Source organism: Thiohalorhabdus sp. (assembly GCF_036628635.1).
In the GTDB taxonomy this organism is placed as follows: domain Bacteria; phylum Pseudomonadota; class Gammaproteobacteria; order Thiohalorhabdales; family Thiohalorhabdaceae; genus Thiohalorhabdus.
On sequence record NZ_JAZKRM010000023.1, the window covers coordinates 1 to 15,388 of the forward strand.

Below are 15,388 nucleotides of genomic sequence, written 5' to 3' on the forward strand. Positions count from 1 at the left end.
CTGATTCTGGGCCATCAGGCAACCTTAACAAGGTCCTACCTGATGGTCCGATCCCTAAGTTTTAAGTGTTCAGTTTTAAATCAAAAGCACTAGGCCTTTTGGGAATTGCCAGTCTTTCCAGACGGGAGCCTGAACAAAAAACGCCCTCACCGGACCTCGGGCAGGAAAGGGCCAAAGGCGCCGGTTTGGTTTATTTAAAACTTAAAACTGAACACTTAAAACTGCCGTTACCTACATCCCCCGGGCACCCCGTCCGATGGCGGTGGTGCCGGTGCGCACCACCTCCACCACGCGGGCCGGCTCGAACAGCTGGAGCAGGGACTGTACCTTCTGGCCATCCCCGGTAACCTCAAGGGTGTAGGAGGAGTCGGTGACGTCGATGATGCGGCTGCGGTAGATGTCGGCGATGCGCTTGATCTCGGCGCGGTCTTCGCCGGTCTCGGCCTGGACCTTGAGCAGCACCATCTCGCGCTCGATGTGGGCGCCCTCGGTGAGGTCGGTGACCTTGATCACCTCGATCAGCTTGCGCAGCTGCTTGATGATCTGCTCGATGATCTGCTCGTCCCCCCGAGTGACGATGGTCATCCGGGATACTTGCTCGTCGTCGGTTGGGGCCACCGAAAGGCCCTCGATGTTATAGCCGCGTGCCGAGAACAGGCCGGCCACCCTCGACAGGGCGCCGGCCTCGTTCTCCAGCAGGACCGATATAACCCGGCGCATCAGACAAGCACCATTTCATCCAGGCCGGCCCCGGCCGGGACCATGGGATAGACGTTTTCCTCCGGGTCGGTAACGAAGTCCAAGAACACCATCCGATCTGTGCTCATAGCCTCGTGGAGCATGCCTTCAACATCGCCGGGCTTGTCGGTACGCAAACCCACATGACCGTAGGACTCGGCCAAAGCCACGAAATCCGGCAGGGCGTCCACGTAGGACTCGGCGTAGCGGCTGTCGTAGAAGAGCTCCTGCCACTGGCGCACCATGCCCAGGTAGCCGTTGTTCAGGTTGATGACCTTCACCGGGAGGCGGTACTGCTTGGCGGTGGACAGCTCCTGGATGTTCATCTGGATGCTGCCCTCGCCGGTGACGCAGGCCACAGCCGCGTCGGGATAAGCCATCTGGGCGCCCAGGGCCGACGGCAGGCCGTACCCCATGGTGCCCAAGCCCCCGGAGTTGAGCCACTGACGGGGCCGCTTGAAGTGGTAGAACTGGGCCGCCCACATCTGGTGCTGGCCCACATCCGAGGTTATGATGGCGTTACCGCCGGTAACCTCATAGAGCTTCTCCAGCACGTACTGAGGCTTGATCAGGGCGCTCTCGCGATCGTAGTAGAGGCAATCCCGGGACTGCCATTCACGGATCTGGTCCCACCAGGTCCGCAGTCGTTCGGGTTCGCCGGTACCGATCTTGTCGGCGGCCTGGTTCATCTCCTCGAGCACCGACTGCACGTGACCCACGATGGGCACGTCCACCTCCACGTTCTTGGAGATGCTGGCCGGATCGATGTCCACGTGGATGATCTTGGCATGCGGCGCGAAGCGCTCGATCTTGCCCGTAACCCGGTCATCGAAGCGGGCGCCGATGGCCACCAGAACGTCGCAGTGGGTCATGGCCATATTGGCCTCGTAGGTGCCATGCATGCCGAGCATGCCGACGAACTGCGGATCATCGCCGGGATAACCGCCGAGGCCCATGAGGGTGTTGGTGATGGGGAAGTTGAACTTCCGCACCAGTTGGGTCAGCTCCTCGGCGGCATCGCCCAGGACTACACCGCCCCCGGTGTAGACCATGGGGCGCTCGGCCCCCTTCATGAGCTCCACCGCCTTCTTGATCTGACCGCTGTGGCCCTTGATGGTCGGATTGTAGGAGCGCATGTCGATCTTGTCGGGGTATGCGAACTCGCACTCCGCCCCGGAGACATCCTTGGGCACATCCACCACCACCGGGCCCGGCCGCCCGCTAGCGGCGATGTAGAATGCCTTCTTGATGGTGGCGGCTAGATCCTCGACATTCTTGACCAGGAAATTGTGCTTGGTGCACGGCCGGGTGATGCCCACCGTGTCGGCCTCCTGAAAGGCGTCGTTGCCGATCATGGCCGTGGGCACCTGGCCCGAGATCACCACCATGGGCACCGAGTCCATGTGCGCCGTGGCCAGTCCGGTGACGGCGTTGGTGGCCCCGGGCCCGGACGTCACCAAGCCCACACCCACCTTGCCGGTGGCCTGGGCATATCCCTCGGCGGCATGGATGGCGCCCTGCTCGTGGCGAACCAGTACGTGGCGCACGCGGTCCTGCTTGAAGAAGGCGTCATAGATGTGGAGTACCGCGCCGCCAGGGTATCCGAAGACGGTATCCACTCCCTCTTCCTGCAAGCATCGGACGACGATCTCTGCGCCAGTGAGCTTCACGACCTGCTCCTGTGTCTATGCGGATGGGGGATGACCAAAACCGAACCAGTCGCAGCCCCACGTTACCCCGTTTCCATTCCGGCTGATATTCGCGAGAATGGTAAATCTTCGTATTTTAAGCACCCTATGGCCGCCCATCTAGGGTGTCAACCAAGGCTCAGGCGGCATCCGCAAGGTATGACATTATACGCTACTTTCCCTTACGACTGCCCTTACCTTCCCGACCGGACGGCCGTTTCTGCGGTCTATGACCCTACCGTCCCGCTGGATTCCAGCCTCTACGGCGAGCTCATCCGGTACGGCTTTCGGCGCAGTGGTTACCGCCTTTACCGCCCGCACTGCCCTGGCTGCGCTGCCTGCGAGTCGCTGCGAATCGACGTCAACGACTTCCGGGCGGATCGGGGCCAACGAAGGTGCTGGCGGCGCAATACCGACCTCACGGTCGGCATCGAACCAGCGGTTTTCCGGAAGGAGCACTTCCGCCTCTACAAGACCTACCAGGGCGTCCGCCACTCGGGGGGCGAAATGGATTTCGAGGACCCGGCCGACTACGCCCGGGCCTGTCTGGAATCACCGGTGGACACGCACTTGGTGACCTTTCGCGACCCCACCTGTCACTTGGTGGCAGTGGCGATAACGGACTTCCTGACCACCGGCCTGTCCGCCATGTATACCTTCTTCGACCCCGAGGCCAGCCGCCGATCCCTGGGGACCTATGCGGTGCTATGGCAGATCCAACAGGCCAGAACCTTGGGACTTCCCCATGTCTATCTCGGCTACTGGATCCGGGAGAGCCCGAAGATGGCGTACAAAAGCCATTTCCGACCGGCCGAGGTATGGACCGGACAGCAGTGGCGGCAATTGGCCCCCGATGAAGGCCCGTAGCTCCTGCCGCCCGGCTTCAGGGGGACTGCCCATCCTTGCGCCCCTCTTCGTCCTTCGGCGAGCCCACCACCTCGCGCAGAGTCTGCCGATAGGTAGCATAGCGATCGCCACCGGTCGACACGGCGCGACTCGCGGCCTCCAGGGCCGCCCGCCGCTGCCCGAGCTCAGCCAGGACTACCGCCAGGTTGTTCCAAGCATCTGCGGCTAGAGGATGGTGGGCAAGAGCGGCCTGAAGGGCATCTACCGCTCCCCGGAGATCCCCGAGGCGGTAACGGGCGTTAGCCAGGCCCACCCAGCCTCCCAGCTCCCCGGGCCACCGACGGGTCGCCGCGGCGTAAGCAGCGGCTGCGGACCGGAAACGCTCCGCCTTCTCCAGTCCCACCACCGCTTCCAGCACCCGCCCGGCTCCTTTCGTGGCCGGAAGCCGGTCCGGCGGCAGCACCACCACACCCCAATAGTTGGTTCGAGCCCAGGTCCGCTCGAAGGTTCCCAGGGCCACCCCACGGGCCCGATGCTCGCCGGTATGCAGGCGGATCTCGCCCCCCGGCAGGTCGTAACCAATTGCCACGGCGAAATGCCACTGGGGGAGCCAGGACAGCCCCAGGTTCTGAAACACGAGTACGGGGTGGTCGCCGGCCAGCTCTGCGAACAGTTCGGGTATGCCCCGAACGGGAACCGCCAGGTAACCCCGGCGCCTGGCGGCAGCAATTACATCGGCGCGGAACGCACCCTCTTTCTGCGGGGTGAATACCTGTCCGGCTACGTCGTCCTGCGTAGCCTCCGCCCCGGCCCAGGACAGGACCATGGCGAGGGAGGCGGGGCCGCAATAGTGCGCTTGCTGGGGGTAGAACGGCACCCCGGCAACCTGGCTCCGAGGCGGCAGGTCGCCGGGGTCTTCTTTTAGCTGTTCGGTCTGGAGATCGGCGCAGCCGCTTAGCAGGGCCACCGCCGCTGCCAGGAGGACGAGCCGTAGCCGAGGCACCTCCGCTCGGTCACTTCTTCACGAACGGGAAGACATCCGTGGCACCGGCGATGTCTGTGATCAGCAGGACGACGAACACGAAGACCCCCGCGCCCACCAGTGTCCCCAGCGCATCGCCACCGGCGGGCCGCTGGTCCAGCTTGGCCGCGATCCGCTGGACCTCGGCGTCGGTGAGCCCATCTACCCGCGCCGTGGCCTCTTCGGCCTCGATCCCCAGCTTCCGAAGCTGGCTCTGGACATCCTGGCGGGCCAGATAGGCCTTGACCCGGGTGCGGTCAGCAGCGGCAACCTCCTTGGCAACCACTTCCTCCGTGGTGACCAATCCGGCCTGGGCCGAGGCGGCGCCGAGGGCGGTCCAGCACACGGCAACGGCCAACGGCAGGGCCAAAAAGCGAGCCAACCAGCGAATGCCATCCATAGCTTCAACCCCTTTCCAGCGTTTCGTATCCTCATCCATTCGGAGAATCGACGACCCGACCAGGGTGCCGCAATTTCTCGGGATAGACATCCCTCGACCTAGTGTGCCCCTCTGCCGAACGGCCGTAGCGTTTTAGACGCTCCAGCATTGTCCGCATATTGGAGCGCAGCTCTCGCTCGATGGCCCAGGGACCGATCACCGGAGGCACCCAAAAATCGGGAAGCAACCTGGCGCGAAAACGAAGCCGGGTGCCTTCCGTTACCGCGGCGAGCACCCAGCGTGTCTCTCCCGAACGGAAGTCCGAGCCCTCCGGCACCAACCGAGTTGTGATCCGCCGCTGGTCATTGGTCCGTACAGTCTCCACCCGCTCCAAGCGTCGGCAGAAGAAAAGCACGCATCCTTCCAGTACGGTTCGGACCCGATCCACCTCGGCAGAACCCCCTTCCAGGCGCTCTGCTACCACGATTCCGGGGTTAAACCGATCCAGCCGTTCGTAGTCGGTGAGCAGGCCAAACACCCGATCCGGCGGGACATTCACCACCGCCTCCAGACGAACCTGATAAACCTCCCCGTCATGCTCTACGGTAAGCGCCCGCATTACAAGCTGTTCGGCCGCCCACAGCTGGGTGGCCAGAAGGGACAGTAATGCGAATGCGGCAGTTATGCGCATGATTGGCCTCTACGGCCATTCTGGGCATCTTAAGGGGTTACCGCCACCCGCATTTGAAAGCCGCTCATTTTCCCTCCGGATCACTGCCAAACTGGGCGAACCTAGCCATTGCCATGGCTCAAGAAGACTTACCATAGGAGGCAATTCGAGCCCGGACCTCCGCCATCTGCTCCTCGGTGAGGAGCGCGGGCTCCTGGCCTGTCTGCAGGACAAGCAGGTACTGGTGGGCTAGATTCTCCAATTCCCGAGCGAGGGCCACCGCCTTGGGGAGATCGGTACCCAGAGCGATCAGTCCGTGGTTGGCCATGAGGCAGGCGCGGCGGTCGGCCAACGCAGCCAGGACATTGTCGGAAAGCTGCTGGGTACCGAGAGTGGCGTAGTCGGCAACCCGTATGTCGCTGCCGCCGCCCAGGGCCACCAGGTAATGAAATGGCGGGATGGGACGGGGCAGGCAGGCCAGCGCCGTGGCGCGGGGCGAATGGACGTGCACAACGGCATGTATGTGGTCGCGATGGGCCAGGATGTCGCGGTGGAAGCGCCATTCGCTGGTGGGGGGGTAGCCGGCCCTCGAGGACCGCTCCATCCGCGCCCAGCTCCACCACATCCCCAGGCCGCAGCCACTCTGGCGCCACCCCCGAGGGCGAGACCAGCAGGCCGCCCTCAACGCGCAGACCGACATTGCCGGAGGTGCCAATATTGAGGCCGCGCTCGGCCAGCTCGGCGAGGGCCGCTACCACCGCCCGGCGCTGAGCCAGATGCCTCACCCCGCCCGCTCCGGGTAGAGCCCGGCGAGGGCTTCGGTGGTGGGATCGGACACCCCCCGGTCGGTAACCAGGGCAGTCACCAGATGGGCCGGGGTGACGTCGAAGGCGGGGTTGGCGGCAGGAGTCCCTTCCGGACCCAGGGCGACGCGGGTTATCTCTCCGGCGTCGGTACGGCCGGGGATGTGGGTCACCTCCTCGGCAGCCCGTTCCTCGATGGGGATGTCGGCGCCGCTGGCCGTCTCCCAGTCGATGGTGGAGCCGGGCAGGGCCACGTAAAAGGGGACATTGTTGTCGGCGGCGGCGAGGGCCTTGAGGTAGGTGCCGATCTTGTTGGCCACGTCGCCGTTGCGGGTGGTGCGGTCGGTGCCTACCAGGCACAGATCAACCAGACCTCTCTCCATGAGATGGCCGCCGGCATTGTCCGCCACCAGGGTGTGGGGCACGCCGTGGCGGCCCAGCTCCCAGGCGGTTAACGAGGCCCCCTGGTTGCGCGGTCGGGTCTCGTCCACCCACACGTGGACCGGGATGCCGGCATCATGGGCCCGGTAGACCGGCGCCAGCGCGGTACCCCAGTCGACGGTCGCCAGCCAGCCGGCATTGCAGTGGGTGAGGACGTTTACCGGTTCTCCCTCACACTTGGCATCGGCGGCCTCGCGGATCAGGGCCAGGCCGTGGTCGCCGATGGCCCGGCAGGTGGCCGCCTCCGCCTCGGCGATCGCGGCGGCACGCGCGTAGGCGGCGGCGACTCGGTCGGAAAGGGGCAAGGGCTGCACCGACTCGGTCAGGACCTCCAGCGCCCAGCGCAGGTTCACCGCCGTGGGCCGGGTGGCCAGCAGCTCGGCCCGGCCCTGCTCCAGGGCCGCGTTGGAGGCGTCCTCGCGCAGGCCCAGGCACAGCCCGAAGGCGGCGGTGGCACCGATCAGGGGCGCCCCGCGCACGCGCATGGCGCTTATGGCATCCGCCGCCTCGGATAGGCAGGTCAACCGGGGAACGTGCCATTCCCACGGCAGCCGGGTCTGGTCGATGATGCGCACCGACCAGCCGTCGTCGTCCAGCCAGATGGCGCGATAGGGGACGCCGTCCACCAGCATGCGGTCAATCGCCCTCGAAGCTGACCAGCGCCGAGGCCTGGTAGCCGTCGTCGCGCAGGCGCTGCATGCCGCCCAGATCGGGCAGCTCGACCACGAAGGAGGCACCCACGATCTCACCGCCCACCTTCTCCACCAGCTTGAGGGCGGCCTCGGCCGAGCCCCCGGTGGCGATCAGGTCATCCACCAGCAGGACCTTCTCGCCCGGGGCGATGCAGTCGGTGTGGACCTCGATGGCGTCGGTGCCGTATTCCAGCTCGTAGTCCTGGCTTACCGTCTCCCAGGGCAGCTTGCCTGTCTTGCGCGCCGGCACGAACCCGGCCCGCAACTGGTGGGCCACAGCGCCGCCTATGATGAAGCCGCGCGCCTCGATGCCCATGACCTTGTCCACCTGATTGCGCGCGAAGGGCGCCACTAGCAGGTCCACGGTGTCTCGGAAACCGGCTGGATCCTGCAGCAGGGTGGTGATGTCCCGGAAGACAACCCCCGGCTTGGGGTAGTCCGGGATGGCACGGATGCGGCTCCGGAGGGTTTCCGGATCGATCATTCGGCTAGCCCTCTTGGTGGTTGAGAACACGACCGGCGACGGCGTCGAGCCGGCGAAGCGCGGCTGGATCCCGGGCCTGGGCCGGCGTGATCAGTGACACGTCCAGGACGCGGTCGCAGCCCTGAGGGCAGGGCTCGGGGCGCTCCCCGAACCCGCGGGCAACAGCCGCCACCAGGGACCGGGCTTTGCTGGCATTGTCAGTAAGGATGCGAATGACATCCTCCACCTGGACGTTTTCGTGGTCGGGATGCCAGCAGTCGTAATCGGTAACCATGGCCACGGTGGCGTAGCAAATCTCGGCCTCCCGGGCCAGCTTGGCCTCGGGCATGTTGGTCATGCCCACCACATCGCAGCCCCAGGCCCGGTAGAGCTCGGACTCCGCCAGGCTGGAGAACTGGGGACCCTCCATGGCCAGGTAGGTGCCCCCACGGACCACTGGCAGGTCCTGCCCGCGGGCGATGCCCTCCAGGATGTCGCCCAGGCGGCCGCACACCGGTCGGGCCATGGACACATGCCCCACCAGGCCGGGTCCGAAGAAGGACTTGTCCCGCTGGATGGTGCGATCGATAAACTGATCCACCACCACGAAGGCGCCAGGGGCCAGGCCTTCGCGCAGCGAGCCCACCGCCGATAGCGCCAGGGTGTCGGTGACGCCGAGTCGTTTGAGGGCGTCTATGTTGGCGCGGTAGTTGACCGCGTTGGGCGGCAGCGTGTGGCCGCGCCCGTGCCGGGGCAGGAATGCCATGGGCAGGCCGTCCAGCTCGCCCAGCAGAATCTCGTCGGAGGGCTCGCCGAAAGGGGTCTCCACCGTTTCCCAGCGCGTATTCGCCAGACCGTCGATGTTGTAGACGCCGCTGCCCCCGATGACCCCCAGCATGGGCGCCGGATGCGTCGCTTCGCTCATGAATCGCCTTTCCGGTCGGAGTCGGTGGCCATACGATCGATCAGCTCGACATGGTGAGGGAACTGGGCCACAAGCTCGCCGCGGCCCCCCAGCCGGAAGTCGGCGAACTCGAACCCAGGCGCCACCGTGCAGCTCACCAGGACATAGCTATCGGGCTCGATCACTTCGGCCCCGAACCAGACCCCGTGGGGAATCACTGCCTGCAGTACCTCGCCCCGATCCGTATGGGGACCCAGCCGGATGTCCTCGCGCCGGCCGTCGGGGAACAGGCAGTAAATCACCGCCGGGCTGCCGGCGTGAAAGAACCAGATCTCGTCCGAGGCCATCCGGTGCAGGGCGGACCTCTGGTCGCTCTTAAGCAGGAAATGGATGGCGGTCTGGAAGGCGCGCTGGCCCTCGTGGCGCTCGGGCAGGGCGTGGGCGCCGACGGCTTCCGCCGAGCGGTAGGTTTCCCGGAAATAACCGCCCTCCGGATGGCCGCTCAGCCCCAGCTTGTCGATCCAGTACTCGGCATCCGGGCTCATGGCAAACTGTTCCAGCGCAGAGGATTTACTTGAAGTCGCCGGTGTATTCGGGATGCTCCACGACCTTGTCCCGAACCGCGACCAGGGTCTTTTCTAGGGTTTCCGCCTCCGGCAGAGTCGACGGCAGCTCCAGGTCCTGCCGCGGGGTCTCCCCCCGGCAAAGGCGGGCCGCATCGTCGGCGAGCCGGGCCAGGCGGTCGAGCTTTCCGGGGGCCAGCTCCAGCGTCGCCTTTTCTTCCAGAGCCTCGCCCATGGCCCCCTGGAAAGCCTCCCGCAGAGTCTCCAAATCGTACAGATCTCGCGCCCGGACCACGTCCTCCACGCCCTCGGACTCGGCCTCTTCCAGGGCCTCCTTCAGGGACACCACCGCTGCCTCCAGAAACCAGGCCAGGGTGGCCACCTCCTGGGTAGTAAGGCTCACTTGGGCCACGATCCACCTCCTTTTGCGGACTCACATTGTAACGGTCCTATCTGCTCGCGCCGAGCCCGGTTGAATCCACTGCCACGTTGGCGCAAAGTAGATCTAAGCATTTCCGGCGCTAAGGAGGCAGCCATGTGCGTGTGCGAAAGCGATCTCATCAAAATGAAGCTGCATCTGATCACCCGGCGCTACTATCCGGGCATCAAATACAATGAGGCGGTTCTCGGCCAGTTCGCCCAGGACCTGGGCATCGCTGTGGAGCGGGAGATTCGGCAGTTGCCGGAACCGGAACAGGCCGACCTGGCAGCCCGGGTCTATGACCGCTTGGCCGATGCCGGATCGGCGCCGCCGGAAGAGCCCTCCGTTCACTCTTCCGAGAAGGTGACCGCCCCGGTCTGAACGGCCTCTTCGGTGTGGACTGAACGCCCCGGTCCTGTGCCGGGGCGTTTTTTGCCGTCGCAGGCCTCCGGTGTCACAAAACGGCAATCGGCCACCCCTCCAATGGGTCCCCAATACCGTCACCCGGACCATTCGGAGGAGCCATTATGCCGACCAAGCGCCCCTTTACCCGCACTGCCACCCGGCGCCGCCGTAAGCGCCGGGACGACCTCCGCAGAAGCGGGAACCGGGTGAGGAAGCGCTCGGCGAAGATTCCCGCCGGCTTTAGATCCCCGCTTCCCGGCCGCGGTTAGCCTTTTCTAGCCACCGCCCTCTGATACCCTAGGACGCGCCGTTGGGGCGGCCTATTTTCATTTTTCGGACGGAGGGCATATGGACATCCAGTTCCTGGGTGCAGCGCGGGAGGTCACCGGCAGCTGCTTTCTGATCCGGGTGGGGAACCAGCGCGTCCTGGTGGATTGCGGGCTGATCCAGGGGGCGCCCGAGGACGAGGAGCGCAACCGCGAGCCCTTCCCCTTCGATCCCAGCCAGATCGACGCCGTGGTGTTGACCCACGCCCACCTCGACCACTCCGGGCGCCTGCCCCTGCTGGTCAAGGCCGGCTACCAGGGACCCATCCATACCCATCGGGCCAGCCGCGACCTGTGCCGGATCATGCTCAAGGACGCCGGCAACATCAACGAGCGGGAAGCCGAAGCGGTCAACCGCAAGCGGCGGCGTCGGCATCTGGAACCCGTGGAGCCGCTCTATACCGTCAAGGACGCCCAGGAGGCCATTAGGCGCTTCAGGGCCGAGGACTACGGGGTCATCCGCAAGATCCTGCCCGGAGTCCACATGCGCCTGCGCGATGCCGGCCACATCTTGGGCTCGGCCATAGCCGAGCTTTGGCTGGAAGAAAACTGCATCGAGCGCAAGCTGGTCTTCAGCGGCGACCTGGGGCACCGCGACGCCCCCATCTTGCGCAACACCGAGCAAGTCGAAGAGGCCGATCTGATAGTCCTGGAGACCACCTACGGCGACCGCCTGCACCGCTCCTGGGAGGCCACCTGGGCCGAGATGGCGGAGATTATGCAGGGCGCCAAGGGCGACGGCGGCAATATCATGATCCCCACCTTCGCCGTGGGCCGCACCCAGGACTTGCTGTACGCCTTCACCAAATATTACGAGGACTGGGGGGTGGGCGACTGGCAGCTTTTCCTGGACAGCCCCATGGCCATCGAGGCCACCAGCGTGTACCGACGCCACGAGGAGGTCTACAACGCCGAAGCCAGCCGGCTAAGCGCGGGAAACGGCGGCCACATGTTCGACCTCCCCAATCTCGAGCTCACCCGTACCACCCGCCAATCCATGGGCATCAACGAGCTCCACGGCAGCGCCCTTATCATGGCCGGCAGCGGCATGTGCAGCGGCGGGCGCATCAAGCACCACCTCAAGCACAACCTGTGGCGAGAGGAGGCCCATTTGGTTTTCGTCGGCTTCCAGGCGCGGGGGACCCTAGGCCGGGAGCTGGTGGATGGCGCCCGGGAGGTGGCCATCTGGGGCGAACCCGTCGAGGTGGGCGCCACGGTCCATACCGTGGGGGGGTTCTCCGCTCACGCCGACAGCGACGGCTTGCTGAGCTGGCTCCGTGGGTTCGAGGGCCACCCAACAGTGGCCCTTGTCCACGGCGAGGACCACCCCATGGACGCCTTCGCCCGGCGTGTGCGGGACGAGCGCGGCGGCGAGGAAGGCATCCTGCGCCCCGAGCCGGCGGAGCGCCTGGACCTCCACCGCCTGTGAGACCGTCGGACCGGAGGTAGCTAACGAGCCGAAGCGGGATGATCCGCGCTGCCCACACCCAGCCCGCACGCCACGATCCCCGCGAGGGCCGAGGGATTTGTAACCTCGCATTCTTCCGCCTATAATCCGTTTTTCGTCGACGAGCCCGCCAACCACCGCCCGCGAAGGCCCATGGGCACCAAGCACCCGCTATTCAAGACCAGGACCAGACGCCGGCTCAGCCAGCTCATCGGCCTGGGGGCGATCGTGCTCGCCCTGACCACCCGAAGCACCTGGCTGACCGGGGGTTGGCCGTCCCTGCTTCTGGCCTGGGTGGGTCTGCTATTGGTAGCCGCCGGGATCTTCGGGCGCCTACATTCGACCCTGTTCATCGGCGGGCACAAGAACCAGCAGGTCGTCACCGAAGGCCCCTACGGGCTCACCCGCAACCCGCTGTATTTATTCAGTTTACTGGGCCTGATCGGACTCGGCTTGGCCAGCGCCAATCCGACCGTTTTGGCGTTGCTGGTCATGGCCTTTGCCCTCTATTATCCGGGGGTTTTCGCCGAGGAAGAGGCCAAGCTGCGCCGCAAGCACGGTGAACCCTTCGAAGCCTATCAACGGCAGGTACCCCGCTTCTGGCCGAGCCTGGACCAGCCGTGGCAGGAGCCGGAGTGGGTGACGACCTCACCCGCCCATTTTCGCTCGGCACTGGGCGACGCCTTTTGGTTCGTTGCCGCCTATGTAGCCTTTCGGGCCATAGCCGAGGCGCATGCCCGCGGCTGGCTGCCGGCCTATCCCCTACCGTGCTGCTGACCGGTGGAGCTTTGAGTTAATACGGCGGCGGCTGGCAGGTGTCGGGGTTTAGGCGACCCGGGGAGAGTCCAGACGGAGGGGGCTGCTTCGGGGTAGGTGAGCGCGCAGGATCTCCATCTGATCGCCACGGATATCGCGTCCCGTAAGCACCATCCATTCGGCGTGGACCGGGGCGTAGGGTACCGCCAGCAGAGACATCCGGGCCTCCTCGGGAATGCGGCTTCCCTTGACCCGATTGCAGCGCCGGCAGGCTGTGGCAACATTCTCCCAGCGGTCGAGACCGCCGCGAGAGAGGGGCTGGACGTGATCGCGGGAAAGCTCCCGGCGGTCAAAGCGACCGCCGCAATACAGGCAGGTCCAGTCGTCGCGCTGGTAGAGCTCGCGATTCTCCCGGCGCGGCAGGGGGACCCGGTCGCCGGGGTGACGGGCCTGCGAAATCACCGCGATGGAAGGAACCTCCAACAGGCTGCGCTCCCCGGTATCCCGCGCCACGCCACCCCGAACCCAATAGACCACCTCCCCCATGGGCTGCTGGACCATTCCCCGGCAATGCAGGATAACCAGTTCCTGCCAGGTGGCCCAGGCAAGGGGTCGGGTTCCGGGATTGAGCAGCAGGGTGTGGACCATGATCTCATTCCATTCTGGCGGTAGCTTACTGCTTTCCCCGAAATTCGCCAACCCCCGACCCAGGCATGGCAAAACCGGCCGAGGGCGATCACTCATCGGCCCCGTCGGTGGCCCGTTTGGCAGCCTGCCAATGGACCTTGAGGTCGTCCAGCTCCATTTCTTCCATTCCCAGACCCTGCTGGGTGAGCTGGTTCTCCATGTGGCGGAACCGCCGCTCAAACCGGCGGTTGGAGGTTCGCAGCGCTGTCTCCGGGTCCACTCCCAGGCGGCGCGCCAGGCCCACGGCAGCGAACAGCAGGTCTCCCGCCTCGTGCTCCAAGCGCTGGAGGGACGCCCCTTCGGCCACCTCGTGGCGAAGCTCGCCCAGCTCCTCGTCCACCTTGGCGAACGAATCCTCGTCCCGCGGCCACTCGAACCCGGCCCGCTCCGCCCTACCCTGTAGCTTGCCGGCGCGCTGTACCGCGGGGAAGGCGCCGGCAACGCCATCCAGGACACTGCCGTCACCGCCTTGGGAGCGTGCCCGCTCGGCGGCCTTGTGGGCCTCCCAGCGCCGGCTCTGATCAGCGGCATCCCGAACCTCCTCGTCGCCGAACACATGGGGGTGGCGACGGACCAACTTGGCGTTGGCGGCAGCCACGATATCTCCGAAATCGAAGCAACCCGCCTCCTTGCCCAGCTGTGCGTAGAAGACCACCTGGAACAACAGGTCGCCGACCTCCTCGGGAAGGGCCTGCCAATCCTCCTGATCGATGGCATCGGCCACCTCGTAGGCCTCCTCCAGGGTGTGGGGGACGATGGAGCCGAAGGTCTGGTCCCGGTCCCAGGGACACCCGTCCTCGGGATTACGAAGCCGTTCCATGATCTCGAGAAGCCGATCGATGTGACTCATGGCGAATCCTTCCAGGAGTGGGTGATCCAGGCCTAGCCGGACGTCTCGCTTAGCAACCGGCGCTTGTGCCATCCGGCTTGCTTGTCGGCTAGGCGGGTGGGCTCGGGCAGGCGATAGCGCGTGCAGCAGGCCAGGGTCCAGGTCACCGCATCATCGACGGTGACCCGATGGCCGGGGCTGACGTAGAGGGGCCGGACACGGCTGCGGGTGCGGACCACGGCCCCCACAGGCTCGCCCTCCACGCTCAGGGGCACGCGGGCGCCTTTATCGGGACCCAGCGCCGCCTCGTCGGCCTCCCCGACCAGCCGCGATTTGGCAACCCCGATTGCCGGGCGGTTCTGCAGCAGCCCGATGTGGGCGGCGATACCCAGGCCACGCGGATGGGCGATGCCCTGACCGTCGAGCAAGACCAAGTCCGGCGCCCGTCTCAGCTGATCCAGGGCCTCCATCACGGCGGGTCCTTCGCGGAAGGACAGCAGACCCGGCACATAGGGCAGCTCAAGCGGGGCAAGACCCGTGGCCTCCTCCAGGACTTCCAAGCCGGGATAGGACAGCAAGGTGGCCACCGCAACTACCCGATCCTTAAGTAAAGCGGCATCTACCCCAGCCACCTTGGTCACCGAAGGGCTCAGGGGCTCCCGGCGCACCCGGGAGCGCAGTTCATCTTGAAGCTTGCGGGCCTCCTCGGGGCGGATGGGAAAGCGGGGGTCCGCCGGCATCGGGTCCTAGCCCCGGTTGAGCAGACGGCGGAACAGGTCGCGCCGGCTTAGCCGCTGGGGCTCCGGAGGGGCGGTACGGGCGGAAAACGGCGCCCGGCCATCCAGCCGCCGGGCCATTTCTCGGGCCCAGGCCAGGGCTTCCTGGCTGTCCCCTAAGGAACCCATGTTGGCCAGCAGCTCCTCGGTGAGGTGATGACCCAAACGGGGGTCGTAGGCCACCTCCAGGTCGCGGGTTTCGCTGCCGAAGAGCAGTGCCACCTCCACGCCCGGAGTCACCCGGCCGTCGTCCTCGCACTCCAGATCGGCAGGGTCCGGCAGTGCCTCCGGTCGGGAAGGCGTCACGGGCAAATACACCCGCTGGGCGGTCCAGGGGGTAACCAGAATAACCCGGTGCCATTCCCCGACCGTCTCCGGCCCTTCCCCGGCCACCTCCAGGCGGTTGTTGATGCGAGGATTACCCATCCCCATGAGGTCGAACAGGAGCCCCTGGTAGGCTGCCTCCAGGCCGGCGACGGGGTCGGGTACATTGTGGAACTCCCAGCGGGCCTCAGCCGGTTCACTCATTGCCG

At 65.8% G+C, this 15,388-nt stretch carries 18 protein-coding genes and 1 pseudogene; 4 read left to right on the top strand and 15 right to left on the bottom strand.

What is annotated here, in order from left to right; all coding sequences use genetic code 11:
• Positions 1–231: 231 nt before the first annotated feature.
• Entirely contained in the window at positions 232–720 is a 489-nt protein-coding gene (gene ilvN, locus V5A19_RS08915; RefSeq protein WP_332318896.1) for an acetolactate synthase small subunit, read from the bottom strand.
• Positions 720–2,408: a biosynthetic-type acetolactate synthase large subunit gene (gene ilvB / locus V5A19_RS08920; protein ID WP_332318897.1), complete on the bottom strand. Its 1,689-nt coding sequence runs from the start codon at positions 2,406–2,408 to the stop codon at positions 720–722. The genes ilvN and ilvB overlap by 1 nt, the downstream gene beginning before the upstream one ends.
• Before the next feature lie 177 nt (positions 2,409–2,585).
• On the opposite strand from ilvB, the gene V5A19_RS08925 reads away from it, so the two are divergent.
• Positions 2,586–3,293, top strand: coding sequence for an arginyltransferase (locus V5A19_RS08925; RefSeq protein ID WP_332318898.1), 708 nt, complete (start codon positions 2,586–2,588; stop codon positions 3,291–3,293).
• A gap of 16 nt (positions 3,294–3,309) precedes the next feature.
• Here the strand turns inward: V5A19_RS08925 and V5A19_RS08930 are convergent, their stop codons facing one another.
• The 9 genes and pseudogenes from V5A19_RS08930 to V5A19_RS08970 all read right to left on the bottom strand — a co-directional run bounded on the left by V5A19_RS08930 (position 3,310) and on the right by V5A19_RS08970 (position 9,620).
• Complete coding sequence (locus V5A19_RS08930; protein WP_332318899.1) at positions 3,310–4,275, bottom strand: PA2778 family cysteine peptidase; 966 nt, start codon at positions 4,273–4,275, stop codon at positions 3,310–3,312.
• A 10-nt stretch (positions 4,276–4,285) separates the two neighbouring features.
• Positions 4,286–4,693, bottom strand: a complete 408-nt coding sequence (locus V5A19_RS08935; protein ID WP_332318900.1) for a PA2779 family protein — start codon at positions 4,691–4,693, stop codon at positions 4,286–4,288.
• Between the two features lie 31 nt (positions 4,694–4,724).
• A complete protein-coding gene (locus V5A19_RS08940) occupies positions 4,725–5,363 on the bottom strand; it encodes an SRPBCC family protein (RefSeq protein WP_332318901.1) in 639 nt (212 codons plus the stop codon).
• 118 nt (positions 5,364–5,481) lie between these two features.
• Positions 5,482–6,118, bottom strand: a pseudogene (locus V5A19_RS08945) (class II aldolase/adducin family protein).
• 5 nt (positions 6,119–6,123) lie between these two features.
• A complete protein-coding gene (gene mtnA / locus V5A19_RS08950) occupies positions 6,124–7,218 on the bottom strand; it encodes an S-methyl-5-thioribose-1-phosphate isomerase (RefSeq protein ID WP_332318903.1) in 1,095 nt (364 codons plus the stop codon).
• A gap of 4 nt (positions 7,219–7,222) precedes the next feature.
• The gene (locus tag V5A19_RS08955; protein ID WP_332318904.1) at positions 7,223–7,762 is read right to left on the bottom strand and encodes an adenine phosphoribosyltransferase; all 540 of its coding nucleotides are present in this window, start codon (positions 7,760–7,762) and stop codon (positions 7,223–7,225) included.
• 4 nt (positions 7,763–7,766) lie between these two features.
• On the bottom strand, positions 7,767–8,666 hold the full coding sequence (locus V5A19_RS08960) for an S-methyl-5'-thioadenosine phosphorylase (protein ID WP_332318905.1): 900 nt from the start codon (positions 8,664–8,666) through the stop codon (positions 7,767–7,769).
• A complete protein-coding gene (locus V5A19_RS08965) occupies positions 8,663–9,190 on the bottom strand; it encodes a cupin domain-containing protein (RefSeq protein ID WP_332318906.1) in 528 nt (175 codons plus the stop codon). The genes V5A19_RS08960 and V5A19_RS08965 overlap by 4 nt, the downstream gene beginning before the upstream one ends.
• 25 nt (positions 9,191–9,215) lie before the next feature.
• Positions 9,216–9,620, bottom strand: coding sequence for a hypothetical protein (locus V5A19_RS08970; RefSeq protein ID WP_332318907.1), 405 nt, complete (start codon positions 9,618–9,620; stop codon positions 9,216–9,218).
• Between the two features lie 123 nt (positions 9,621–9,743).
• On the opposite strand from V5A19_RS08970, the gene V5A19_RS08975 reads away from it, so the two are divergent.
• From V5A19_RS08975 to V5A19_RS08985, 3 genes are all read left to right on the top strand, one after another.
• Positions 9,744–10,010 (top strand): hypothetical protein, encoded by a 267-nt coding sequence (locus V5A19_RS08975; protein WP_332318908.1) that lies wholly within the window; start codon positions 9,744–9,746, stop codon positions 10,008–10,010.
• A 372-nt stretch (positions 10,011–10,382) separates the two neighbouring features.
• Positions 10,383–11,789: an MBL fold metallo-hydrolase gene (locus V5A19_RS08980; RefSeq protein WP_332318909.1), complete on the top strand. Its 1,407-nt coding sequence runs from the start codon at positions 10,383–10,385 to the stop codon at positions 11,787–11,789.
• Positions 11,790–11,960: 171 nt separating this feature from the next.
• Positions 11,961–12,584, top strand: a complete 624-nt coding sequence (locus V5A19_RS08985; RefSeq protein WP_332318910.1) for a methyltransferase family protein — start codon at positions 11,961–11,963, stop codon at positions 12,582–12,584.
• A 48-nt stretch (positions 12,585–12,632) separates the two neighbouring features.
• On the opposite strand, the gene V5A19_RS08990 is transcribed toward V5A19_RS08985, so the two are convergent.
• The 4 genes from V5A19_RS08990 to hybE all read right to left on the bottom strand — a co-directional run bounded on the left by V5A19_RS08990 (position 12,633) and on the right by hybE (position 15,383).
• Entirely contained in the window at positions 12,633–13,211 is a 579-nt protein-coding gene (locus tag V5A19_RS08990) for an HNH endonuclease (RefSeq protein ID WP_332318911.1), read from the bottom strand.
• An 88-nt stretch (positions 13,212–13,299) separates the two neighbouring features.
• Positions 13,300–14,100 (bottom strand): nucleoside triphosphate pyrophosphohydrolase, encoded by an 801-nt coding sequence (gene mazG / locus V5A19_RS08995; protein WP_332318912.1) that lies wholly within the window; start codon positions 14,098–14,100, stop codon positions 13,300–13,302.
• Positions 14,101–14,132: 32 nt separating this feature from the next.
• Positions 14,133–14,819 (bottom strand): deoxyribonuclease V, encoded by a 687-nt coding sequence (gene nfi / locus V5A19_RS09000; protein WP_332318913.1) that lies wholly within the window; start codon positions 14,817–14,819, stop codon positions 14,133–14,135.
• Between the two features lie 6 nt (positions 14,820–14,825).
• The gene (gene hybE / locus V5A19_RS09005) at positions 14,826–15,383 is read right to left on the bottom strand and encodes a [NiFe]-hydrogenase assembly chaperone HybE (protein WP_332318914.1); all 558 of its coding nucleotides are present in this window, start codon (positions 15,381–15,383) and stop codon (positions 14,826–14,828) included.
• Between the last annotated feature and the right edge of the window lie 5 nt (positions 15,384–15,388).